23 protein-coding genes and 1 riboswitch are annotated in these 24,019 nt (G+C 33.4%); of the genes, 4 read left to right on the plus strand and 19 right to left on the minus strand.

The annotated features are described in order from the left end of the window. Positions 1–11: 11 nt before the first annotated feature. The 12 genes from JOC75_RS19150 to JOC75_RS19205 all read right to left on the minus strand — a co-directional run bounded on the left by JOC75_RS19150 (position 12) and on the right by JOC75_RS19205 (position 15,647). Positions 12–2,264, minus strand: coding sequence for a DUF4430 domain-containing protein (locus JOC75_RS19150; protein WP_204955592.1), 2,253 nt, complete (start codon positions 2,262–2,264; stop codon positions 12–14). Between the two features lie 139 nt (positions 2,265–2,403). Beyond that, a riboswitch (cobalamin riboswitch) is annotated at positions 2,404–2,589 on the minus strand. Positions 2,590–2,693: 104 nt separating this feature from the next. Beyond that, positions 2,694–2,843, minus strand: a complete 150-nt coding sequence (rpmG, locus tag JOC75_RS19155) for a 50S ribosomal protein L33 (protein ID WP_053348792.1) — start codon at positions 2,841–2,843, stop codon at positions 2,694–2,696. A 27-nt stretch (positions 2,844–2,870) separates the two neighbouring features. Further along, entirely contained in the window at positions 2,871–4,061 is a 1,191-nt protein-coding gene (locus tag JOC75_RS19160; RefSeq protein ID WP_204955593.1) for a GTP-binding protein, read from the minus strand. Between the two features lie 35 nt (positions 4,062–4,096). Next, positions 4,097–5,251 (minus strand): FAD/NAD(P)-binding protein, encoded by a 1,155-nt coding sequence (locus tag JOC75_RS19165; protein ID WP_204955594.1) that lies wholly within the window; start codon positions 5,249–5,251, stop codon positions 4,097–4,099. Between the two features lie 162 nt (positions 5,252–5,413). Continuing rightward, a complete protein-coding gene (locus JOC75_RS19170) occupies positions 5,414–6,625 on the minus strand; it encodes a coiled-coil domain-containing protein (protein ID WP_204955595.1) in 1,212 nt (403 codons plus the stop codon). A 728-nt stretch (positions 6,626–7,353) separates the two neighbouring features. Further along, positions 7,354–8,445: a DNA alkylation repair protein gene (locus JOC75_RS19175; protein WP_204955596.1), complete on the minus strand. Its 1,092-nt coding sequence runs from the start codon at positions 8,443–8,445 to the stop codon at positions 7,354–7,356. Positions 8,446–8,491: 46 nt separating this feature from the next. After that, entirely contained in the window at positions 8,492–9,424 is a 933-nt protein-coding gene (locus JOC75_RS19180) for an alpha/beta hydrolase (protein WP_204955597.1), read from the minus strand. Between the two features lie 348 nt (positions 9,425–9,772). Next, the gene (locus JOC75_RS19185) at positions 9,773–11,437 is read right to left on the minus strand and encodes a glycerol-3-phosphate dehydrogenase/oxidase (RefSeq protein WP_204955598.1); all 1,665 of its coding nucleotides are present in this window, start codon (positions 11,435–11,437) and stop codon (positions 9,773–9,775) included. 659 nt (positions 11,438–12,096) lie between these two features. Further along, a complete protein-coding gene (locus tag JOC75_RS19190) occupies positions 12,097–12,639 on the minus strand; it encodes a glycerol-3-phosphate responsive antiterminator (protein WP_204955599.1) in 543 nt (180 codons plus the stop codon). 58 nt (positions 12,640–12,697) lie between these two features. Beyond that, positions 12,698–14,092 carry an aldehyde dehydrogenase gene (locus tag JOC75_RS19195; protein WP_204955600.1) on the minus strand — a complete coding sequence of 465 codons (1,395 nt, stop codon included), beginning with the start codon at positions 14,090–14,092 and terminating at the stop codon, positions 12,698–12,700. Between the two features lie 219 nt (positions 14,093–14,311). Next, complete coding sequence (locus tag JOC75_RS19200; RefSeq protein ID WP_204955727.1) at positions 14,312–14,614, minus strand: metalloregulator ArsR/SmtB family transcription factor; 303 nt, start codon at positions 14,612–14,614, stop codon at positions 14,312–14,314. A gap of 190 nt (positions 14,615–14,804) precedes the next feature. Next, positions 14,805–15,647, minus strand: coding sequence for an undecaprenyl-diphosphate phosphatase (locus tag JOC75_RS19205; RefSeq protein WP_204955601.1), 843 nt, complete (start codon positions 15,645–15,647; stop codon positions 14,805–14,807). Positions 15,648–15,888: 241 nt separating this feature from the next. Here JOC75_RS19205 and JOC75_RS19210 point away from each other — a divergent pair, with 241 nt between their 5' ends. Beyond that, positions 15,889–16,254 (plus strand): hypothetical protein, encoded by a 366-nt coding sequence (locus JOC75_RS19210; protein WP_204955602.1) that lies wholly within the window; start codon positions 15,889–15,891, stop codon positions 16,252–16,254. A gap of 69 nt (positions 16,255–16,323) precedes the next feature. Here JOC75_RS19210 and JOC75_RS19215 read toward each other — a convergent pair whose 3' ends face one another. Further along, positions 16,324–16,857 carry a GNAT family N-acetyltransferase gene (locus JOC75_RS19215; RefSeq protein WP_204955603.1) on the minus strand — a complete coding sequence of 178 codons (534 nt, stop codon included), beginning with the start codon at positions 16,855–16,857 and terminating at the stop codon, positions 16,324–16,326. Positions 16,858–17,102: 245 nt separating this feature from the next. On the opposite strand from JOC75_RS19215, the gene JOC75_RS24055 reads away from it, so the two are divergent. Further along, positions 17,103–17,336, plus strand: coding sequence for an aspartyl-phosphate phosphatase Spo0E family protein (locus JOC75_RS24055; RefSeq protein WP_239589583.1), 234 nt, complete (start codon positions 17,103–17,105; stop codon positions 17,334–17,336). A 362-nt stretch (positions 17,337–17,698) separates the two neighbouring features. Here the strand turns inward: JOC75_RS24055 and JOC75_RS19225 are convergent, their stop codons facing one another. The 6 genes from JOC75_RS19225 to JOC75_RS19250 all read right to left on the minus strand — a co-directional run bounded on the left by JOC75_RS19225 (position 17,699) and on the right by JOC75_RS19250 (position 23,049). Further along, positions 17,699–18,151: a chemotaxis protein CheX gene (locus JOC75_RS19225; protein WP_204955604.1), complete on the minus strand. Its 453-nt coding sequence runs from the start codon at positions 18,149–18,151 to the stop codon at positions 17,699–17,701. A gap of 32 nt (positions 18,152–18,183) precedes the next feature. After that, the gene (locus tag JOC75_RS19230) at positions 18,184–19,878 is read right to left on the minus strand and encodes a methyl-accepting chemotaxis protein (protein WP_204955605.1); all 1,695 of its coding nucleotides are present in this window, start codon (positions 19,876–19,878) and stop codon (positions 18,184–18,186) included. Further along, positions 19,875–20,213, minus strand: a complete 339-nt coding sequence (locus tag JOC75_RS19235) for an STAS domain-containing protein (protein WP_204955606.1) — start codon at positions 20,211–20,213, stop codon at positions 19,875–19,877. Before JOC75_RS19235 ends, JOC75_RS19230 begins: the two co-directional genes overlap by 4 nt. A gap of 2 nt (positions 20,214–20,215) precedes the next feature. Further along, positions 20,216–20,635, minus strand: a complete 420-nt coding sequence (locus JOC75_RS19240) for an ATP-binding protein (protein WP_204955607.1) — start codon at positions 20,633–20,635, stop codon at positions 20,216–20,218. Positions 20,636–20,647: 12 nt separating this feature from the next. Then, entirely contained in the window at positions 20,648–21,847 is a 1,200-nt protein-coding gene (locus JOC75_RS19245; RefSeq protein ID WP_204955608.1) for a SpoIIE family protein phosphatase, read from the minus strand. A 782-nt stretch (positions 21,848–22,629) separates the two neighbouring features. Beyond that, positions 22,630–23,049, minus strand: a complete 420-nt coding sequence (locus tag JOC75_RS19250; protein WP_204955609.1) for an Lrp/AsnC family transcriptional regulator — start codon at positions 23,047–23,049, stop codon at positions 22,630–22,632. A gap of 156 nt (positions 23,050–23,205) precedes the next feature. Between JOC75_RS19250 and JOC75_RS19255 the strand changes: the two genes are divergently transcribed. Both JOC75_RS19255 and JOC75_RS19260 read left to right on the plus strand, forming a co-directional pair. Beyond that, positions 23,206–23,373: a DUF1272 domain-containing protein gene (locus JOC75_RS19255; RefSeq protein ID WP_239589584.1), complete on the plus strand. Its 168-nt coding sequence runs from the start codon at positions 23,206–23,208 to the stop codon at positions 23,371–23,373. A 17-nt stretch (positions 23,374–23,390) separates the two neighbouring features. Next, positions 23,391–23,978: a cysteine hydrolase family protein gene (locus tag JOC75_RS19260; protein ID WP_204955611.1), complete on the plus strand. Its 588-nt coding sequence runs from the start codon at positions 23,391–23,393 to the stop codon at positions 23,976–23,978. The last annotated feature ends 41 nt before the right edge of the window (positions 23,979–24,019 follow it).

Genomic DNA, 24,019 nt, shown 5'->3' on the forward strand with positions numbered 1-24,019 from the left:
TATCATTAAATTTAATTTGTTTGACGTCTTCTTGAATAAATTGTACCACCAGCACCAATTAACATTAGTGCTCCACCTAGTGCAATTAAGTTAAATAATGGTGTTGCTGTGTTTGGCAGGCGGTTGCCATTTGATGAAGTTTTTTCTTTTTGTTGAACTTGATCTTGCTGAACCTCACCTTGCTGTTCAGAAGAGTTATCTTCTTTCACAACAGGTTCATCTACAGAATTCTTTTGTAGTTCGAATACTCCGTAAATACTGAAATGACCTACACTTGCAAATACTTGTTTTGTTTTTGCATCATAAGTAGTCTTCATCTTTTCAAGTTTATTTCCATTTTCATCAACATGATAAATACGAAGCTGATCCCAATCTCCATTAAAGTTAGTAAGATCAAACCCTAAAGTGACAACATGATTTCCAAAATCACTTATTGTCTTACCATCTGAAGTAATTGTAAAATCGTATAAATCACTTACTAAATCACTAGTATTTTTTACTGCTTCAGAAACCTCACCAAAGCTGAAAGTAACATCTGAATTCGTTAAAAGCAATGCAACGGGAACTGTAGCATTTACTTTTCCATTTGATACTTCAATGGAAGAATTCTTTGGTAGACCTTTTAACAGTTCACTTGTAAATGTGAATGTTTTAGCATCTTGTTTCACTTTATAAACATTGCTAGCTTTAATTACAAGATCAGAGTGACCCTTAACTACTAGATTACCTTTTTCAACCTTATTAGTATTCAAAGGCAATGTATATAAAGAGCCTTTACCTTCTAAAAATAACTGATACGCTACAATCCCACGATATCCTTGATCTGAAGAAAATGAGTCACTTTCTTCTCCACCTTGCCAATCAAAACCACCGTCTTTATTTTGGAAAGTAAGTAAAAACTCTATCAAACTACTTCCGTTTTTTGTGAAATCTTCACTATGTGAATCAATTCCTAAAGCTGATAACGCAATGACAATTGTTGCTGCTGTTGAACTATTATCTACCGCAGATCCTTGATATTGTTCTATCAAATAATTTACTGCTTTTTCGATTGCCAAGCTCACATCTGCTTGATTTTTATAAGGTGCTAGTGCAGTTAATACCATAGCTGTTGTATCACTATCACTTGGTGGATTTAGCGACCATGACCAACCACCATCATCGTGTTGATTCTTGAGTAACTCAGCTATTAGCTTCTCTCTTGTCCATTTTGCCGTTTCAGGAACTTGGAAGTTCGCACTATCTAACGCAATCAGTGCGTAAGCAACACCATTGAGTCCTTGATTTGTTACATTTCCATTATAAATTGACTCTACTAGATTTTGTCCTTCAAAATTTCTTGGGTCTTCACCAGAAGCTAAAATACCTAATGTTACACGCTCATAATCTGTGATTTTTGATAACTTACTTTCATTAACAAGAGTTTTCAAATATACAGAATATGAAGCTGGCAGTGATTTCTGCGCTTTGTTAAGTGCTACAGCTTGCCAATCTTCTACTTTATTAGAAAGGATATATTGACTTGCAGAGTTTACATCTTTGTTAAATTGAACTGCATCAAAAGGATTTGATGTTGGCTTTTCTATTAATGGCTGCTCTTCTTCCTCTTCGGGTTCATTATTTATTTTTTTTAGCACAAAACTGTGACCATCGTGAATATTATATGAATTTATATCCTGTACGATTTCATCATTTACATGCAACTCCCAATCACTTGACAATTGGGAGTCACCATTTGATGTAAGTGTAGTAATTTCATCTATATTCACAACCATTTTTAATAAATCATAGGCGCTTGGATTATTTATAAATGATAAATATTTTTCCTCGAATTTTAATTCTTCATGACCAGTCAACGTTATTGACGCAGATTTATCTGTATTGCTTTCCCAGTTTGTAACCTTAAAGGTGATGCGATCACCTGATTCAAACTTTTGTTGATCCGCTGCCATTTGTGAAGAAATACCATTTACATAAATTGCCCAGTAAGTTTTCCCTACAGGCTTTATGTCATTTATTTCGGAAATCATACCATATTCGTCATACTTTACTTTCTCTTCACCTACATTTTTTATTAATGCTTCCTCAACTGTTAAGCCTTCCTGAAAAGTAAATTCATTATCAAGGACAACTTCTCCATTGGCATTAATTAATGTAATGAAGCTCTTCTCTTCACTTGCAGCATTTACTTCCTGCAAATTCCCAAAAAATACTGTAAATACTAATAGAAAAGATAATAAAGACAATCTTACTTTGTTTAACATACGTATTTCGCTCCCCATCTATTTTTGATAAATTTTGGCATAAAAAAATCCCCTACAATGGAGATAAGTGTTGTTTAGTTACACATGTCTTATTACAGACAAACTGCTAGCTATAACACCCTTCCATCCGCGTAGTAATAAGGTATAAACAAAATAGGCAGGTCTCCTGGCTCATGATCATCACCTTTTACATCCTTCCCATCCTTCGACAGTGGTTACTAATAAAAGACTCCCATATACAGTGGCGGGACCGCGTCGGATTGGCACCGATCTTCCCTTTTCATGATAGATTCTATATCTATCAACCTATTTTTTATCTATTCAATTCACACTTAATCATAGTCTAGGTAATGAAGAGTGTCAATATTTGTCGTAACTAAAAAAATTCATTAACAAGAGTGACTTTGTTAATGAATTTCTCTACTAAATTTATTTTGTTTCTCTATGCAATGTGTGCTTTTTTAATCTAGGACAGTATTTCTTTAATTCAATTCGATCTGGGTTATTACGTTTATTTTTTGTTGTTATATAGTTGCGATCCCCAGTTTCTGTACATGCTAACGTTATGTTCACTCTCATTTATAATTCCTCCATTTTATAATAATTTTATCCTGCTACAGTAAATTGTGGCAGTGGATCAGTAAAGCATGACCAATCTTGTTCCATTTCTTCATCCGTTAATAAGCAACAATCTAACGATTCCTCAATGACACTTCGGTTCATATCAATACCAATCATAACAAGCTCAGTCATGCGATCACCAAATTGCGAATCCCATTTTTCAAGCAAATCAGGTTCCTCAAGTAAAATTTGCTTTTGCTCTTGTTGTGGATAAGTTGCCACCCATTCACCCGCAGCTTGAATAACAATAGATGGACCTGCTTGTGATAGTAGCCCTGTTGTTTCATTTCTAGAAGCTAACCAAAAGAAGCCTTTTGCTCTTACAACATCTAATGGCCAAGCTTCAAGCCATTTTAAAAGTCTTTCTGGATGAAATGGTTTTCTACGTTTATAAACAAAAGAAGAAATTCCATATTCCTCTGTTTCAGGAACATGATCTGTCATCAGCTCCTGTATCCAGCCTGCAGCCTGACTAGCTCGTTCAAAATCAAACAGTTTAGTATCTAACACCTGACTTAACTTTACTTTCGAGTAAATACTCTCCATTATTTTAGCTTCCGGATTTAGCTTCCTTATCACAGCTTCTAACTCAATTATATCCTCTCCCTTCACCATATCTGCTTTATTCAAAATGATGATATTAGCAAATTCAATTTGATCAATTAACAAATCAACAACTTCTCTTGTATCACCCTCTTCGGTTGCCTGCTTTCGATCTAGTAATGTTTCTCCAGAAGCAAAATCATGCCAAAACCGGTTTGCATCAACAACAGTAATCATTGCGTCGAGTTCACAATACTGAGAAAGATTAATGTCAAGCTCATTGTCTATATATGTAAAGGTTTGTGCTACAGGAACAGGTTCTGAAATACCTGAAGATTCAATGAGTAAATAATCAATATCTCCTCGTTTTACTAACCTTTCCACTTCTAAAATTAAGTCCTCACGAAGTGTACAGCAGATGCAGCCATTTTGAAGCTCTACAAGCTTTTCATCAGTGCGTGTAAACCCACCCTGCTTTATTAATGAAGCATCTATATTAATCTCACTCATATCATTCACAATAACTGCTACTCGCTTATCTTCTTTATTTTGCAGAATATAATTTAATAATGTTGTTTTACCTGATCCTAAGTAACCACTTAATACAGTGACTGGAGTTTTATGATTTACCATATCTATCACCTTTCACAATACGTAAACATTACGATTTAATGTGTATATTTATAAACAATTTTCTCAGCAGCATGCCTTGCTCCCGCAATATTTCTTGAAATAGGACCAATTTCTAGTTCAGCAAGTGGTCCAGTCACATATAAATTCGGACACCATTCTAGTGAAGAACTAACAATAGGATAACCACACTCAGATAAAGCTAGTTCCCCATTAGATATTAAATCAGCTACCATTTCTTTTCCTGGTGAAGCTGAATTAAAGCCTGTAGCAAATAATATAGAAGGGGGTTCTTGATTTTCCTTTTGCCATTTTTTAATAAAATGCAATTGATTTTCATTCGTTACTAGCCTAATTTCTATTTTACGACTATTTTCTAGTTTTCTAAGCTGTCTAAATAGTTCTCCAGTTATCGTCCCTTTATTTCTAGCTTTCTTAATTATATTTCTTCGTTTTTTATAACAAGATAGCTTTCGAAAATCATTCAAGTATTTTGGACCTAGCCAACCAGGATCACTATCAAAATCTTTTACTTTAAAATCACTTTTCATCATTAGCATGACCTTATCTGGAAACACCTTAGCTAATTTAATTGTAAGATGAGCTGCTGTTATTCCATTACCTATGATAACTACTGGAGGCTTTATTCCTTCAAGATCCTTCAAGTTATTATCATAAATATGAAATTGATTTAGTGGATTTCCCTTTAACTCTTTTACCCACTCAGGCATATGTAACTGTGTATTAATACTAACAGCTATGACAACTTTCCTCCCTTTTATAACCTTTGAATTATCCACGTGTAGTTCCCAATGATTATCACATTTTTCTATTTTTCTAACTTTGCCTTTTATCCATGATTGTGAAATATTGATACTTCTTAAAACATCATCACAATGATCATTAAAAAGCTCTAATGATGGTCTTTTATATTGACCTAAAAATGTTTCTCGAAAATGTTGCTTCCTTGCATATCTTTGAAGACTATAAGGATCAACATCAATATGATGTACAGAAGGTGATCTTAGAAATTCCATACCTATAAGCGATGTCTTGCTTTTCCATTCCATTAAGGGCTCATCATGTTCATCAATAACTTTGAGGTCACTTGCAGTTGTTACATGATTCTTTATTAAAGCTGTAGCAATCGTACACCCATGGAGTCCTCCACCAATAATAATCCATTCATTCAATTATTTAGCTCCTTATAAAACGTAATTATTACGATTTAAATTGTAAACCATTATAATATTCATTGCAACCTTTGTTTTAAAAAATATGTTTATCCCGTAATGATCTGGGGAAACTAAATAGTAACAAAATAAAAAAGCTGACATCTCTGCCAGCTCTACTTTTTATAAATTAATTCTTACTACACGACCACTAAACGTATCTGCCCAATAACCACTAGACATATTAGCAATTGCCACACCTGTAGAGCTTTGAGAGCCGATAAATTTACCGCCACCCATATAAATGCCTACATGCCCATCTGTTTTATACGTGTTAAAGAAAACAAGATCTCCAGGCTGCATATTGCTAGGTGAAATTCGAGTACCTGAATTCTTTAAAGAATCTGTACTTGCACCAACACTAACTCCGACCGTTGAAAATGCCCAATGAACGAAACCTGAACAGTCGAATCGACCGTTTGCTACATCATAAGCGTTACGTCCGCCACCAAAAATATATACAGAATTACCAATATACTTATACCCTGCTGTAATTAAGTCATTTACCGTACCATTAGGGTTAACTGGTGTGTTTTCAAATTTAGTACCACTAGCTAATTCTACAGAAGAAGAAGCCTGAGAATTTCGAGCTTCACTTGTTGAAGAATCCTCATTGCTAACAACTATTTGTGATGCTAGATTCATATCTCGTTGTTGCAAACTATTTTTTGCTGCTAGAGTTGCAGTCTCTTCATTTTGAAGCTGTTTCTTCAATTCATCATTTTGTGCTTTTTGCTCTAATGTAAGTGCTTGCATACCTTCTAACTCTTCCTTCATGTTCGTTAGGTCAGCAAGCTTGTTTACTTTAGCAGCTTTTGATTCCTTTAAAGTTTTCTCATCAGCCACATGCTCGTCCAATAAATTTTGATCTGCTTCAACAATCTTACCTACTGCTATAGCACGATTAACAAAATCTCCAAAGCTTGATGAACCGATAAGCACATCAAAATAATCAATATTTCCACCACTGTGTTGGAAAGAAATTGCACGCTCTTTTAGGATTTCTGTTCTATTTTCAATAGATTTTTCTAACTGAGTAATTTCACTTTCCATAGTAGAAATTTCCTCGTTAGCAACTGTTATATCTTTTTTCGTTTGTTCAATCTTTTTATTGTTATCAGCAATTGCTTGATCAACACGAACAATTTGTTCATTTAATTTATCAAGCTCTGCTTTAACTTTTTGTAGTTCTTGATCTGCATTAGCAATATCTTTTTGAATTTCGGAGCGTTGCTGCTGAATATTTGTTTCAGCTTTTACCGAAGGAATAGCAAATGAACTTCCTAATCCAATCATGAATGCTAGATTCATAATTACTAGTTTCTTTTTCGACATCCTTTTCCCTACTTTCCATTCTATCTGATTCAAGTTGTATGTATATCTAACTATCTATTAATATTACTATTTAACTACTTAGCCACAATTAGAAGTATATCATCAAAAAATGACAAATCTATGTTTTTAATATTACAATTATATTTCAGATGTAACATTTGACCCTTTTTCTCCTTATAAAAGAACACTTTTTTAACTCTATCATAATTTACAATCAAATTCTAGTATTATTAAAAAATGGAAACCAGTATGAAAAGATCTAGTTAATTATTATTAATCCTTTTAAATATCGACTTAATTTCACAATTGCCTGTTTAAAGTTAGTGTTTAGTTGAAGCTTGTAATTATTTGACACTTCTTGATGTGAAATGGTGCATTTTATTGACTTAATATATATTAAGAAATGAGGCCTTCATTATATAGCATTTCTTTTAGGATGAAGGTCTAGTACAATTGGATGACTTTAATGGGAAACATTGAAACTAAATAACTTTACAGGGTTTAAACAAATTTTATTTCTAGTGAATCTATCATCAATATCTTCAAACAAAGCAGGCCATAAAACAACAAAAGACGACTCAACTACGAAGTAAAGCTACCTCAATCTATATATTTACAAAAGGTAAGTATATACTGAGGACTAAACTTCAGGAATCGCCTTTTTTAATCACTTTATTAGGTATCCGTCTTCAAGCTTAACAATTCTGTTGTTGTTTTCTTGGTCTTTATTACATACTTATAACACTGAACTCTGCTGTTGCTTTTACTTCCCCATTGATAATAACGGAAACTGCATGTTTGCCTGGATAATGCTTTCGTGTAGATAAATCTTTAAAGTTGTGATTGCGTTTGTAGCTCTTTAATTCTCCAGGCGATAATATAATTTCTGATATTTTAAATTGCTTCGGTGAAAGCTTTCCATTGGCTTTTACATAATTTATAATATATTCAATTCTAATTTTCCTTGATTGGTTGTCATTAGATTGCAAATCAAACGAGTAAGAGAAATAATCTCCTATTTTCACTTCTGTTTGTCCTACTGTGAAATTTAAAACGTGTATGTTTTCATTCCTCTTTATCCCAACTAATTCCAGAGCTTGTTCATTCCCCTTTTTTAATAATGTTCGTAAGCCCTTTTTTATAATCCAATTTGTTACCTCTTTTTGTCCATTCCAATTCTCAGCAATTTTAATCACAGCATCAGGATGGTCTTTAGAAATGTCATTAAGATTATTTGCAACACTTTTCCTCACATATAGTGATGTGTCTTCCTTTAAATTTTCTAATATAGGAAGAATCGGGGAGGGATCTTGCTTTAAATTCACTAATGATATTCCCCAAGGTAATCTTGGACGAGATCCTTCACTTGCTAATCTTCGCACATGTTCATTATCACTTCTACTCCATATAAGGAACTGCTCTATCATTGCAGATTGATTTTTTATAACAAATGCCCGAACAGCAAACTCAGATGTGGAGTATTTTGTGAAAAATTCAAGAGCATCCATTGATAAATTCCATTTTTCTAGACCATATACCTCTACATAATCCGGAAAGATGATCCCAGCTAAGCTATCATTCACTCTTGGTGCTACCGCTCTTAAAATCGCAATTGCTTCATCATAATCCTTCGGTAAAGTCTCATATAAGCAGCTCGTAATATGACGCATACGCCTTTTTAGAGGAAGTTCATTCCAACTATCATCATATATTAGTGATTCAAACAAAGTGCAATCAAAATTCTGATACTCTTCTTTTATAAAAGTAGAAAGTGATTTAATAAACTGTTCATTATAAATATTTCTTAATTCTTCTGCCATATTTGCTCCTTTAATATATCAACATTAATTACTAACATTATATCACTTAAAGGGTTTTTAATTGTTTTTCGATCCATGTGGAAATGTCATGATAAACTTCTGTCCGATTCAGTTCATTTAACATCTCATGACGACCTTCTTTATAAAATTTATGTTCAATATTATTGATTCCACTATTTTTATATTGCTTTATCACTTCTACTACACCTTTTGAATAATTACCTACTGGATCTTGATCACCACTAAAAATAAAGAATGGCAACTTCTTGTTTATTTTTCCTACTTCATCATTTTTATGGATACTTTCTAATCCTTCCATCAAATCATAAAAGAAGCTTGTTGTTGGAATAAATCCACAATATTTATCTTCTATATATTTCTGAACTTCTTGATGATCTCTTGTAAGCCAATCAGAGCTTGTTTTCATGTTTGGAATGTTTTTATTATAACGACCAAAAATCAGCTTATTCATTAATTGACTTTCTGAAGTTTGACCAAGCTTGCGGATTTGTGATTTAGCAATTGTTTTTGCTATTTTCCCCATAAATCCAGGATTCCCACCAGTTCCTGATAAAATCACAGCATCAACACCTGTTTGAAAGCGCTGTAAAAAGCGTCGAACTAAAAATGAACCCATACTGTGCCCCATAATGAAAATGGGTGTATTTGGGTATTGCTCCTTAATGCTATTATTTATTTCCTTCAAATCTTCTACAGCTCTTTCAAAGCCTCTCTCAGCTGCAAAAAAACCTAGCTGTCCACTTTTACTTCCTGTTTCACCATGTCCTCGATGATCATTGCCCACCACAATAATTCCCTGATCAACTAAGTATTGTGCAAATGCATCATAACGAGCAATGTGCTCACCCATACCATGTGATAGTTGAAGAATTGTTTTTGGTGAGATACCCTCTTCTGACCATGTGCTAACAAATATCTCTTCACCATCTGACATCTTTAACCAACTAGTAGTTTTCATTTAACTTCTCCTTTTTAAGGCTCTTTTTTGAAAGATTGTTCCTATTAAACATATTAACTGTGAGGAAACAGTGTTTAAAGAGCAGACATTGTACTTTTCTCAAAAGAAAGGATGCCACAAGACTATATATATTGCTGTCATCAAGTATCTAAAAGCAACAAAGCTTACGACCAGCCTTTTTTAAAAAAGGAGCTAGACTTATCGTCTAACTCCTTTAAATTTATCTAGCAATAACATTATTGAAAGTAATGCAGCGAAATGGAACAGTTTTGTACTAATAACTCTATTTAGAAGCAATTAATCAAATAACTTTTTTAAAAAAACCTTTTAAAAATAGAGATGAATATCCTAAGCTTCCAAATCAAAAGGAGTTACTGCATCTTTTAACTCTTTCTCTAATTGTACTTTATATTCCTCTGTTTGTTCAGCTGTCCATGATAATTTATTTTCCATAAAGCTTATAACCTCATCCTTCCATTGGTTAACCCAATCGATATGGAAAAATAGTGCACCTGTGCGTCTAATAAAGAAATCAACTGGTTTTGTTACCATTTCATGTTCAATTGAGTACATAAGCTTTGCATAAACGTCTCTTGATAAAGTGACAGAAAGCTCATCATATTGTTTTCCATATTGAAATAATGTATCAACGTTCGATCCATACATTTGTGCTAAATGCTGACCTTCTTCTTTCGTAAAGCCATATTGAACAGCTTCTTGTTGCTTCTTTGAAACAAATACTGCAAAACCTTTTGATCCACCAACATCTCCTCCTGAGATCGGATAAGATTTTGTTTTTGATTGTTTATATGAAACAGAAGGATTTTTTTCAGTAATTCGTTTAGAGGCAAGATCAACAACACTTTCAGCCATTTTGCGATAGCCTGTTAATTTCCCCCCAGCAATTGTGATTAATCCACTGTCACCTTCCCAAATTTCATCTTTTCTAGATATTTCAGAAGGATCTTTTCCTTCTTCATAAATTAACGGACGAACCCCAGCCCAGCTTGATTCAACATCCTTTTCTGTGACATTTACATCTGGGAACATGTAGCGAATTGCTTTTAAAATATAATCTCGATCTTCAGCTAGCATTTTTGGGTTTGCAATATCTGTATCAAAGAATGTATCTGTTGTTCCTACATAAGCTTTTCCCTCTCTAGGTACAGCAAAGACCATTCTTCCATCTGGTGTATCAAAATAAATGGCTTGTTGAAGTGGAAACACAGATTGATCAATAACCAAATGTACACCCTTTGTTAGGCGTAGCATTTTATTGTTTCGTGAATAATCTTGATTCCGTACTTGATCAACCCAAGGACCTGCAGCATTAATAACAATGTCAGCTGAAATATTATATTCATTTTGTGAAATTAAATCTTTTACCTTGGAGCCTACAACTTTTTTATTATCGTAAATTAATTCTTCTGCTTTAGTGTAGCTAATGCTATTTGCTCCATTTGCCACTGCCGCTTTCATAACCTCTATAGTTAATCTAGCGTCATCTGTTCTGTATTCTACATAATATCCACCACCAGCAAGACCTTGCTTCTTAACTAATGGCTCTTTCTTTAACGTTTCTTCTACTGAAAGCATTTTTCTGCGTTCTGACTTTTTTACACCTGCTAAAAAATCATATACTCTTAGACCAATAGATGTTGAAAATTTACCGAATGTACCACCTTTATGCATAGGAAGCAGCATCCATTCAGGTGTTGTTACATGTGGTCCATTTTCATAAACGATTTCTCGCTCTTTCCCAACCTCTGCAACCATTGCTACTTGAAATTGCTTTAAGTAGCGTAATCCACCATGAACTAGCTTTGTTGATCGACTTGATGTTCCAGCAGCAAAATCCTGCATGTCAACAACAGCAACCTTCATTCCACGTAAAGCAGCGTCTAATGCTATACCAGCACCTGTTATTCCTCCACCAATTACTAATAAATCATATTTTGTTTCACTCATTGTTTTTAATTGCTCTGTTCTATTCATACTAGAGAAATTCCCCATGTGATAACCTCCAAATATAATGTAAAATCCGATTTTTCATGTCCATATACCCATATCTATAAAATGGTACAAAAAAAGAGACCAAAACTAGCATTATAACAATTGTTATAATGTAGAATGGTCTCTCCATGTCTCCTACCGCTTTTATTAACTTAACTTTATTATAACACTCATTACGCCAATTTCAATGATTAAATAATTAGGATGTATTCTATAGTAACTAATTCGTTCCATTTCGCTTCAGACAATTGCTTTCCGCGGGGAGGAAGTCAAGCCTCCTCGGCTACGCCGAGGCCACTGAAAAAGTCCAACTTTTTAAAAACGAAAATTCACAAAAGAAAAACGAGCCCTCAGATTCGTTTCTAAGCCGCGTTTTTTATATGGGGAGACATTTTTGACCCCGTAAAAAATGCACTTTTTCGAAAATCAACACTTTTTCAGTGGCTTCGCTACGCCTGTGGGGTCTTGACCTTTCCTCTACACCCGCAGGAGTCAATTGTCTGCCGCTCCATTCCACTATAGTGTATTTAAAAACCAACTTCTTTAGCTATCAAATAAGTTAAAACGAAATAAGGTTTTTTGCTCCTTGTTGAATAAATATGATATTAATTGTAATAAATCCCCTCAAAGAAGCAATTCTAATTTATCCCACAAAACCATTATTTAAAATGATCCCATAATTCTTTATTTGAAGTTGTAATTCCGTCTGCACCTGCTTCAAGGGCAGCTTCAACTTCAGCAACAGATCTGATAAGACCTCCAGCAAGGATTTTGGTTTTTGTACGTTTCTTTACTTCTTCTATCATCCATGGCATCGCACCAGGAAGGACTTCAATATAATCAGGCTTTGTTTTGTCAACAAGGCGGTAGCTTCTTTCAAGAGCGTGTGAATCAATTAAAAACATTCGTTGAATTGCTACAACACCCTTTTGTTTAGCCTTCATAATAACCGTTGATTTTGTTGAGATTAACCCATAAGGCTTATACTCCTGACAAACATACTCGGTTGCATAGTCATCATTTTTTAATCCATGTATTAAATCCACATGATAAATAATTTTCTTTTGGTGCTGTTCTGCCAATTTATGAATGCTGTTTAATTGTGAGATATGAGTTTCCAAAAAGACACCAGTTTCATACTCACTTTCTAAAAATCTTTCATATTGCTTCATTGAGGAAAATGCTGGTACTATTTTTTGCATAAAAACTCCGATCTTTTCTAAATTGTCATATATGAACTAAAACTAGCTATTAACATCACTATTTCATTAGTTTCCTTAACGTTGCCAGCCCATTTTTCGCATTAGGGTACCTGAAGCTAAAGTCAAAAAGAGTTGTTTGCTTTAAGATACTTTTCATGTGAGAAAATGTTTGAAAGCTTGATTCCCCATGATAATCTCCTATTCCACTTTCTCCTACTCCTCCAAATGGTAAATAAGGTGTGGCAATATGCATTAACGTGTCATTTATACAACCGCCACCAAATGAAATTGTTTCAGTTACTTGCTTTTCAATATGGTCATTTTTAGTAAATAGATATAATGCAAGCGGTTTTGGTCGATCAGTGACAAAATCGATTACTTCCTGAATATCCTCATATTCAATAATCGGAAGAATTGGACCAAAAATTTCTTCTGTCATTAATGCTGATGACATCTCTTTAGGAACAATTAATGTAGGCTCAATTTTATGAAGTTTTTCGTCAACATTTCCCCCATGAAGAACTTCACCATGAGATAGATAGCTCTTAATTCGATTAAAATGACGTTCATTTACGATTTTTGCGAACTGTTCATTTTCTAGTGGGTTTTCTCCATAAAATTCATGAATAACTTTCTTACATTCACTAACAAATGTATCCTTCACCTTTTTATGAACAAATAAATAATCTGGCGCAATACAGGTTTGACCAGCATTAATAAATTTACCAAATGCGACACGCTTTACAGCTAGCTCCAAATTAGCTGATTCATCTATAATACAAGGACTTTTACCACCAAGCTCTAACGTTATAGGAATCAACCTTTTCGCAGCAGCCTCCATTACTACTTTGCCCACAGAAACACTTCCTGTAAAGAAAATGTAATCAAAGCGCTGGTCTAGTAAATGAGTTGTTGTTTCAACGCCACCTTCTAGCACAGCTATATATGCTGGATCAAATACCTCATTAATAATAGATGATATTAAATTTGATGTATTTGGCGTTAACTCGGAAGGCTTAAGAATGGCCGTGTTTCCTGCTGCAATTGCTCCAATTAACGGTGCAATCTGTAGTTGAAATGGATAATTCCATGGAGCAATAATAAGTGTCACACCATATGGCTCAGCAATTGTGTAGCCCTTTGAGCCAATATGTGTTTTAGCTGTTTTTACTTTTTTAGGCTTCATCCATTTATCAATATGTTTGATCGTAAAACGTATTTCTTCTAATAGAAAACCTATTTCGGTTACATACGCTTCTGTTTCTGATTTATTTAGATCAAGCTTTAAAGCTTGAGATATATTAGCTTCATGTTTCCTAATTTGCTTCTCAAGTGTTTGTAGCATGTTCACTCGAAATTCTTTTGACCTAGTTTTTCCTGCTTTAAAGTATTGCTTCTGCAGCTTTACATGCTTTTCAACTGAATCGTGCGAATGCTCCTTTATTTCGATCATGGAGTATTCCCTCCTAGCTTAATGTAATCTAAAAAATGGCATCTAATTATAAATTTGTTCTTCATATCGTAAGGCCGTTTTCGTAAACTGTGTTGTTGTTAGAATCATGATGGAAACAATCGATCTTTTCTTCTACAAATCTCACCATTTATGCGATAACACATTGGTCGCAACAGATAATGATGTCTATTAGCTACACTCTTTCAGAAATAGCCTATATTAAAGACACTTTTCCTCAACAATAGAAACTAGCTTTTTAAACTGATCAATAGAGGCTTCTAAAGAAAGAGAATAAAATCGTTGTGTACCTTTTTGTTCTATTGTGACTAAATTGGCTTGTCGTAATAGTTTTAAATGATGAGAAATCGCTGGTCGAGATAATGTAGAATGATCTGTAATCTCATTAACAGTTAAGCTTTTTTTCTCTGCAAGAAGCAAAATAATATCTTGACGATACATATCTCCTAACACTTGAAAAAGTGGTATACAAGCTCTGAAGGTATCAACCGGTTTCTCTGTTATCAAAACGTTTAGCTCCTTATTTCCATATGTTTAAAATGTTAAACATAATATATATTTTTTAACAACGTCATGTCAAATAACGAGGGGTTCCTTAGGATGCTCGCAACAAGCCTGTTAGAATTTTACCCGATAATACTTTCTTATAAAACAAAAAAGCTAAGAATCACAAATATGATCTTAGCTTACATTCTTAAAAATAAACGATCCAGATAACAACAACTAAAACAATACGATAAATGGCAAATGGAACTAATTTAATCTTATTAATAAGCTTTAGGAAAAAGCGAATGGAAATTAACGCAAAAACAAATGCACTAATAAATCCTGTTATAAAAAATGGCATCGCCTCAAGTGAAAAGTACTGCCAGTTTTTTAGTAATGATAATGCACTTGCACCAGCCATAATAGGAACAGCCATAATGAAAGTAAAGTCTGCTGCTGCTCTGTGACTCATTCCTAATAAAACTCCACCTGAAATTGTTGATCCTGAACGAGAAAATCCTGGCCATAAAGATAGACATTGAATAAGCCCTACAGAAAGTGCCTGTTTATAAGTTATTTGATCAACTGAAACGATTTTAGGCTCTTTTGGCCCAAAGATGTCAGCTATAATCATTAAGATAGCTCCGACAACTAATCCTATTAAAACCGTTTCTATTGAAAATAAATGCTCATCTATATAATCCTCAAAAAGCACACCTAGAACACCAGCAGGAATTAACCCGACAATAACCTGTGAAAGTCGCAAATGTTTTTCACTAGATTGCTGTGTGTTGCTTGTTTTCTTACTTAATCTTCCTAAGCCAAGCAGCTGGATAAATCGATCTTTAAATATGACAACAACTGCTAAAATTGATCCTAACTGTATAACAATTTTAAATGTATTCGCAACATATTTTGTTAAAAATTCTTCAGATTGCAGCCACATATCATCAACAATAATCATATGACCCGTTGATGAAACGGGGGCGAACTCTGTTAATCCTTCAACCAAGCCAAGAATCAACGCTTTTAACAGTGTAAGAATATCCATGTTCTTTTTCTCCATTCACCTATTAAATGAAAATCCGTTAACTTATTTTCCTACTTAGCTTTCTTCTTAGAGAAAGACTAAAACAATAGCTATCATGCAACAAACTTTAGTATAACGGCAAACTCTCAGAAGTGGAAATCTTTTTTCTAAATGAAACGGTTTCATTTTTTTACATGTTTATCTTATTACTAGTTGGGAAGAATAAAAGTAAACAGTGTGGAAACTAAAGGGAGATTAAATGATGATAAAGAAAATTGCATTATTATGTATTCTGACACTTATTTTGTTACTTTTACTAGCTAGTTATTCTACTAATGAATCTATTATAAATATTAGCAAAAAGGTTAGTAGTGTTAGTGCTGATGAAACCATTACTACTAATGAGAAGGATTATGTAAAAGTAGAAATCTATACAATAACAGAAATAGTCGATAATACTGTCCAAGGCATAAGTGAGGATCAAACAATTATTTCCTTTGATCCCGCAAACTTACACACTTCCTATAAAGATGAACTTGTTGTCGGTATGAAAATCAATGCTTATTTTATTGAGGGTCCTGGTGGTCTGATGATTGAGAAAATAGAACCCTATGTTGAGCGTAAATAAATAGATATAACGTAACTTAAAAAGTCCTGCTAAATTAGTGTACACAGAAACCTACATTATAATGTTATTTCATAGGTATTTCCCGCTTTCCCATTCCTCCCTTAAAATCCCCATTCTTATTGAGTCATAATACACTCCATTATAATAACGGCATTTCCTCATTCGACCTTCTAATTGCATACCGAGCTTTTGTGCAAGCTTCATCATTCGCTCATTACCTGACCAAGTTGTAATGCCAACTCTTGGTATATCTAATGTCTGGAATAAATGCTCAACCCAAAGAGAAAGTGCTTTCGTTCCATATCCACCGCTCCAATATGCAGGATCATAAATAACAATCCCAGCTTCGAGCCACTTCGTTTTTTCATATTCCCAATAATAGCCGACATATCCGATAACCTTTCCATCAACTTCAATTAGTCTGCTTTTTTCTAAATCTTCTTTATGAAATTGTTGAGCATATTCATCATAAGAAAGCTGATTCAATGAAAAATAGGGTGCATCCCATTTTTTCCATTCAGGATTGTCAGTTCCATAAATATAGTTCCATAATATGAATGTATCTTCTTCTGTCTTTTTTCTTAATTTCAAAATTTGAGACATTTTCTCAACCTCTCCTATCACTTTATTTCTCCATAATATTCTTACTTCTTTTATGTAAAATACTATATAAAAATCGTTACTTTCATATTTTATATTTTATTCTGAAATATAATTTACTAGATTTTCTTTTTACAAACTATGAAGTTTTTTATCATATAAATTCTATTTTTGTCGAATAGCTTCCCTTTTAACTATTAATTTGGTTTAATAATTTTATCAAAATCTGACTAATAGAGGTGGTTGTATTGATTGAGGAACGGTTTTATTTGTTAATAGAGGATAATAGAATAAAAAAGAGGAAAAAGAAAGAGCTGCTTAAAATTGGGAGAAAGATTATGGAAGCAAGCTCAAAAATGATCAATTCTGCTGCAAGTACTGGCATGACTAGTAAAGAAACTATTGAATTAAGCTGTCAAGTTGATCAGTTAATTAACCAGTTTCACCAAAAGCGAAACATGTATATTTATATTAAAGAATAACCTACTTACGATCTATGAAGGAACCCCACTTTTCTATTAAACAAGATAATTCAGGCATATTTATGTTAACATATTAGTGAAAAGAGAGATTCCTTCAACATTCTAAACTGATAATTAAGACTACTAGTAAAAACATCATAAGTACACTTCATCTTGTTGTTCATACATATGTATACAATCCCTTCACCAATTGATTCTTCTCAAACTACTGGCTATTATAATTTCCTAGTATTTAAAAGAATAATGATATAACAAGTTCTTAAAGCTGCATTTCTGCTGTAAAGAAAAAGCAAACCAACTAATTTGGTTTGCTCCTTTTAAAAGACATTGATTTTTTACAATGCTTGTTTATTTCATATAAATTAATCAATCATCACAGCTACATTTAATGTTCCATTGTTTTGAAATAAAACGTCTAGCTCCACCGCTTCTTTAAAGCCTGAAATTTTTGAGTTACCATCTAGAATTGTTGGTGATGTTATATCAATCGTTATTCCATTAGCGGAAACATTTGTGCAAAATCCTCCAGAAATCATATTACCAAGCTCTCCAGCAAAGGATTTTAACATATCTCCCTCAATCTCCATACCAAACATCATGCTTCCAACTGAACTAAATAGTGATACTTCACCTTTATATAGAATTTTACCTTTTATTTCGCCTGTTAAACCAACAAGAACAGCAAATTTCAAGGTGATTTCTTTACTACCAGTTTTTGAATCCACTTTAACAGTTTGTAGAGGAATAATTTGTTTAATTGAATCCATCATCGCTTCTTGAATCGTTGTTACTATTTTTAAATCTGTTGCACTCATTCCTACACCTCCCTCCACATTAGTAATCATAATCATAGTTTAAATTGCTTCAATTCCTCTTGAAGTTTCTCTGCAATTTTTGCTAAATCCTTCGCACTATTAGCAACTTCTTCAATTGTTGCACTTTGTTCCTCTGTTGATGCTGCTGCTTCTTCAGATAAAGCTGCAGATTCTTCAATTACCTCTGACACAGATTCGATTGATTGCAATACAGATTCTGCATAACCTTTTAGTTCTTGGAATATTTCCTTTACTGACAGCACTCCATTTTCCGTTTCTTGAACATTTTCAACAATTTTATGAAGAGATTCTCCACCCTTTTCAATTAATTGTACCTGTTCTTTTACAGAAACAAGGTTTGTCTCCATTGTGTTGACTGTTACCTTAGTTTCTGACTGAATATCTTCAATAAGTGTTGTGATCTGATTTGCAGCAGAATTTGATTGTTCAGCTAGCTTTCTCACTTCATCTGCTACAACAGCAAACCCTTTACCATTTTCACCAGCTCGAGCAGCCTCAATCGCAGCATTTAAAGCTAATAAATTCGTTTGATTAGAAATATCAGATATAACGGTAATAATACTACCGATTTCTTCAGACCGACTACCTAATTTTTGGATCGATTCGGTTGCAAATTCTACAGTACTTGTCACTTTCCCTAAATGTTGGATAGCTTCGTTTATAGCTTTATTACCATAGTCCGCTTCTTTTGTAGATCGCATCGCAAGATCTAATGTTCCTTCTATGATTTCCCCACCACTATCAACTCGATCTGTTGTTATCCGCATATTATCTAAGATATTATTAACCTCTGTTGTTTGTCTTGATACACCTGAGGCAATTTCAGTTGTTGTTAAAGCAATTTGGTTACTCATTTCACCTGTGACATCAGCACTTGCAGCCAACTCTTCAGAGGTAGCAGCAGCTTGTTCGGCCGTATCCTTCACATTGGTGATTAAGTTTTTAAGATTAGTAGACATTAAATTAACGGATTGTGATAAATCGCCTATTTCATCTTTCAGTTTTGTTTCAATAACTTCACCTGTTAAATCACCTCGAGCTATTTGTTCAGATAAAACCGTCATTTTTCTTAACGGCTGGATTTGTCTATGAATGATGAATAACATGATTAGTGCAATAACTATTAACTCCACAACACCTGTTAAAATTAGATTGTTTGTAAAGCTAGAAACCATTGAGTCATATGTTTCTGCTGAGTGACCAACAAATAACATCCCAATAATTTCACCTGAAGCATTCTTAATTGGTTCATAAATTGTAACGAGTTTTTCTCCTACAACAATGGCCTCACCGATATATGTTTCGCCTTGCTTCAATGTAACATCTGCAACTGCGTCAGAGACCTTGGTACCGATCGCTCGTGTTCCGGATTCATCCTTCACATTCGTTGAAACCCGTGTATCATTTAGAAAAATCGTAACAGCATTACTTGTTAACTCACCAATGGCATCTACCATTTCGTTATTATCGTTAACCTTTGTTTCACCCTTATAAAGTTCACCATTATTTATTGACCATGAACCAGGATTTTGTTCATCAATTAAACCTTCCGCAACCTTTAAATCACTAGCTAAATTCTTTTCAGCAACATGTAATACTTCCTTTTTGATTGTCCATACTGATTCGAAAATTAATATTGAGCTTCCGATAAGAAACAACAATAAAAACCAAAAAGTTAATTTCCCTTTAACACCTAGTTTTCTCATCCATTTTCTCCTTTACAGTCTTCTATGTTGTCACTTATGATGAAAAGCTGATCTAGCTTTGCAATGTGAAATAGTTCTTTTATAAATCCTTTTTGGATTATAAGATGTACTTTTTTTTCATTTTCGATATATTTTAAAAATGTGACAAATAACCCCATGCCTGTGCTATCTATTGCTTTAAGTTCAGTTAAATCAAACACATAGGCAGGCGATTCATGATCAATTGCTTCAATTAAGACTTCCTTTATTGGCTGTGTTCGACCATAGCTAAGCTTACCTTCAATAACAAAAAGTTGATTTCCATCAAACTGATTTATTTTAATCGTAGGATTCAAAATTAATCGCTCCTTTTCTTTTTCACCAAAACTGTATATAATTCTTCTTCATGTTCTCGATGAAAAGAGATAGAATCGACTAGTTCTTTTATTAACAGTAGTCCTCGTCCTCTTTCATTATGAAGAAAATCCTCTAAATCATGTGTTAAAGCCTCCTGTGGAACACCACCACATTCATCAGTTACCTGAATAATATATTCTTCCTCCTTCATCTCCACTTCTGCATACAGTTTATACTGATGAGCAGTATCTCCATATTTATTAATTGTTGCTTCAAAAGAGTTAACAAGAAGCTCATGAGTAATAAAGCAAATATGCTCTTGTAATGAACAAGAATAATCCTCAAACTTATCCCTAAGTGCATCCTCAAAACTTTCAATTTCATCAAGATCACAAGACAACTGTACGTCCCATTTAAACATAATCACACCCCATTATTTCAACGTAATCGTTACCGCACAGACGTCATCTTCAAGGTAGTCAATAGCATTAATTTTTTCTTTTAAGTATGGTATAAAAGCTATTCCATTTAAAACTGTCTGTTGATATCTATTCTTTAATCGTGGAATCACTTTGTTGGTATTACCCTTTTCCATGAATTGATCTAAAACACCATCAGAATACAAGAGAATTTCTGATGAGGTCGTGTATGGAACTCTTGTTTCTAGACGTGGTAATTCAGAAACAATCCCTAAAGGCAAGCTTCCCTCATCAAGCAATACCACAGCTCCATCTCTACTTAATAAAAACCCCGCTGGATGGCCGGCATTATAATAGTGTAATTCCTGTGTATTTGTATCGATTAATAAATAGATACCAGTAACAAATGTAGAAACTTGATCATTATATTTAAACCAATCTTTAATTGATTTATTTAACTCATTCATTACATCAAATGGACTGTTTTTTTCAGTTGAAATGGACTTCAAAATCGGAGTAATAGCCATACCAATTAAAGCAGATGAAACACCGTGCCCCATGACATCAAGTACAATCGCTGTATAAATACCATCATTTACTTTATCCCAACGACAAAGATCACCTGATAAATGAGAAGAAGGAGTATATAAGAAGTCTATTGTTATTCTTTCATCGTTCAAATCATCACTTATAAAAGATCTTTGAATATTTTTAGCTAGATTCAGCTCTTTCGTCATTTGCTGTTCATAGTGAGTTAATCTTGAATATGCTTCTTCTAATTCAACGGTTGTACTAATAAAGCTCGCATACAATTCTAAAACATGAATATCTTCTTTCTTTAACATATTTGGCTTAGGATCTAATGCACATAAAGTTCCGAAAATTGATCCATCTTCTAGCACAATTGGAACTCCAATATATGAACCAATTTTAAATTCATCTGTCACAGCTAAATCTTTTACTAGAACATTGCTAGATGTATCACTAATTAAAAGAGGCTCTCGTTTATTTGCCACAATATTACAATATGATTCTTCAATAGGCTTATTAACTCCATCTGGAATGATACAGCCATCCTGCATAACAAGCTTTTCTAAAATTTTAAATCGATTATTTCTTGTTGTGGAAACAAAGAAAGAGCTACTCGGTATTCTTTCACTGATTAATTGGAGAACATCATATGCTGCTTTATCAAACTTTTTTAGTTTTTCCACAGTTCGCCCACTCTACCTCAATTTTATTATAGTAAAAAAACACTTACCTTCTATATCGACAAAATTCTACAATATTTTAGGGGTTGACAGGAGGTATTAAAAGATTTTTGAAACTATTTACCTAATAGATATAAAGAAACGAAAGAAATTCGAGTTAGAAGGAAATTTATTAGAGGTTTGCTTATTAGTTAGTAAAAAAGAAAGATTGTTGAAACTCTGAATTACAAAATAAATTAAACACAGTTTGAAGGGCTCTAGTTTGGAGATTCTCTATATAAAAGTTGCAGCAATTGTTGTTGCTGTGATTTTCATTTTAATTGCCATTTTTCAATTTCTGCTTTTATTAAAACGATCTTTGGAGGAAATATAGCTGGGGTGGTAAATATTAAGGAGTACTACCTAAACGAAAGCGATTTAAGAGCTTGCTATCTGAATTGATATTACTTTTGATGGCGTTTATTTAGTTCATACGAATGCTTTAACGATAAAGTTCGTTCCAACGTCTATCTTTGTGTGGTGTATGACTATATTTATGGAGTTAAACACTTCTAGGAATCTAGCATCAAAAAATAAAAAAGAAAGAATGGTCATGATTCCCTTATCATTTATCACATTTATTTCTTGTTTATTTGTTTTAATAAATAGCTAATAGGTGTTAAGAGGTGAGAGTTTTTATACATAATAAGCTGACCCAAAGGTGTTAGAATCAACGGACATTGGAATCAGCGAATCGTTTCTATGTTAACTTATCATCTTCGTTCAGTTTTTTACCAACTAAATATTTATATACTTTTATGTAACACTGGTGAAGAGAGGTTAATCATTGTGTAGGGCTGACCATATTCCATTGTCTCATCTATAAATCTCTCTAAACTTTCATTGTTATCTGTAACAACTTTCACTAAATAACTATATTGACCTGTTAATCTATGACACTCAATCACAACAGGGTTATTCTTACAAAATTCTCTAAACGCCTTACACCGATGTGTTTCAACTAAAATAAACGCTTTTACTGGTTTATCTATTTTATCTGGATTTATATTCGCTTTATACCCTTCAATTACACCTTGTTCTTCTAATCTTCGTACTCTTTCTGTTACAGCTGGTGTTGATAACGCAACTTTTTTTCCTAGATCAGTCATTGAAATTCTACCTTCATTTTGAAGGATGGTTAGAATTTCACGATTTACATTGTCCATGCACACTCACCTTCAATTCTATTTATAAATTGCATAATTTCCTTATATTCTTAAGAATAGCAGTTCAAACTCCTTATAAATAGTATATATCTTACATTTTATTTAACTTAAAATTAGATTAATACATATAAAGGAGGCTATACAGTGGGATTAGCGATGAAGAATACTTGTGAAAAATGTCATGATTCTATTCGAGATGATGCGTATATTTGTGTTCATGAATGTACTTTTTGTGATGATTGCACAAAGAAAATGATCTTTATTTGCCCAAATTGTGGAGGGGAATTAGTTAAGAGGCCTAAACATCTAAATAAAATAAGGTAATAAATGGAGGCATAAAAATGAAAAGAGCACTTATCATTATTGACGTACAAAATGCTTTCTTTGATCCAAGTTGGGGAATGCGTAATAATCTTCAAGCAGAAACTAACATTAATCAGCTATTAAGTTTATGGAGAGAAAGTAAACAAGAAGTTATATTCATTCAGCATATATCTAAAAATCCCAACTCGCTTTTTTATCAAAAAAAATCCAGCTCTCTAATCAAAGAAATAGTCCAGCCAGCAGCAGATGAAAAGATTATCAAAAAAGAAGTTAATAGCGCTTTTATCAATACTTCACTTAAGGAGCATCTTGTTAAGAATGAAATTTCAGATGTCGTAATCGTTGGGTTAACAACACCTCACTGTGTTTCTACAACAACTCGGATGAGCGGGAACTTAGGCTTTAATACATTCCTAATTTCAGATGCTACAGCATCATTTGGTTTATATGATCATAATGACCAATATATTGATGCAGAAACAATCCAAAATGTCTCACTAGCAACATTACATAAAGAGTTTGCCACAGTTTTAACGACAGATGAGTATATTAGAGCCTATTTGGGGTCTGACCCCAAAAGCATAAAAAACGAGGATGGGACATAAGTATTTAAGCTAATGAAAAACCCGAATTATTAGGTGATATG

The organism is Metabacillus crassostreae (assembly GCF_016908395.1).
Taxonomy (GTDB): Bacteria; Bacillota; Bacilli; order Bacillales; family Bacillaceae; genus Metabacillus; species Metabacillus crassostreae.

Excerpts from the sequence above, each read along its gene's own strand:
- JOC75_RS19190 (WP_204955599.1), bottom strand. The coding sequence starts at position 12,639 with ATGCAAAAAATAGTACCAGCATTTTCCTCAATGAAGCAATATGAAAGA.
- JOC75_RS19195 (WP_204955600.1), bottom strand. The coding sequence starts at position 14,092 with ATGATCGAAATAAAGGAGCATTCGCACGATTCAGTTGAAAAGCATGTA.
- JOC75_RS19240 (WP_204955607.1), bottom strand. The coding sequence starts at position 20,635 with ATGTTTAAATGGGACGTACAGTTGTCTTGTGATCTTGATGAAATTGAA.
- JOC75_RS19260 (WP_204955611.1), top strand. The coding sequence starts at position 23,391 with ATGAAAAGAGCACTTATCATTATTGACGTACAAAATGCTTTCTTTGAT.
- JOC75_RS19225 (WP_204955604.1), bottom strand. The coding sequence starts at position 18,151 with ATGAGTGCAACAGATTTAAAAATAGTAACAACGATTCAAGAAGCGATG.
- JOC75_RS19250 (WP_204955609.1), bottom strand. The coding sequence starts at position 23,049 with ATGGACAATGTAAATCGTGAAATTCTAACCATCCTTCAAAATGAAGGT.
- JOC75_RS19170 (WP_204955595.1), bottom strand. The coding sequence starts at position 6,625 with ATGTCGAAAAAGAAACTAGTAATTATGAATCTAGCATTCATGATTGGA.
- JOC75_RS19215 (WP_204955603.1), bottom strand. The coding sequence starts at position 16,857 with ATGTCTCAAATTTTGAAATTAAGAAAAAAGACAGAAGAAGATACATTC.
- rpmG (WP_053348792.1), bottom strand. The coding sequence starts at position 2,843 with ATGAGAGTGAACATAACGTTAGCATGTACAGAAACTGGGGATCGCAAC.
- JOC75_RS19210 (WP_204955602.1), top strand. The coding sequence starts at position 15,889 with ATGATAAAGAAAATTGCATTATTATGTATTCTGACACTTATTTTGTTA.
- JOC75_RS19150 (WP_204955592.1), bottom strand. The coding sequence starts at position 2,264 with ATGTTAAACAAAGTAAGATTGTCTTTATTATCTTTTCTATTAGTATTT.
- JOC75_RS19205 (WP_204955601.1), bottom strand. The coding sequence starts at position 15,647 with ATGGATATTCTTACACTGTTAAAAGCGTTGATTCTTGGCTTGGTTGAA.
- JOC75_RS19175 (WP_204955596.1), bottom strand. The coding sequence starts at position 8,445 with ATGGCAGAAGAATTAAGAAATATTTATAATGAACAGTTTATTAAATCA.
- JOC75_RS19185 (WP_204955598.1), bottom strand. The coding sequence starts at position 11,437 with ATGGGGAATTTCTCTAGTATGAATAGAACAGAGCAATTAAAAACAATG.
- JOC75_RS19180 (WP_204955597.1), bottom strand. The coding sequence starts at position 9,424 with ATGAAAACTACTAGTTGGTTAAAGATGTCAGATGGTGAAGAGATATTT.
- JOC75_RS19230 (WP_204955605.1), bottom strand. The coding sequence starts at position 19,878 with ATGAGAAAACTAGGTGTTAAAGGGAAATTAACTTTTTGGTTTTTATTG.
- JOC75_RS19255 (WP_239589584.1), top strand. The coding sequence starts at position 23,206 with ATGAAGAATACTTGTGAAAAATGTCATGATTCTATTCGAGATGATGCG.
- JOC75_RS19160 (WP_204955593.1), bottom strand. The coding sequence starts at position 4,061 with ATGGTAAATCATAAAACTCCAGTCACTGTATTAAGTGGTTACTTAGGA.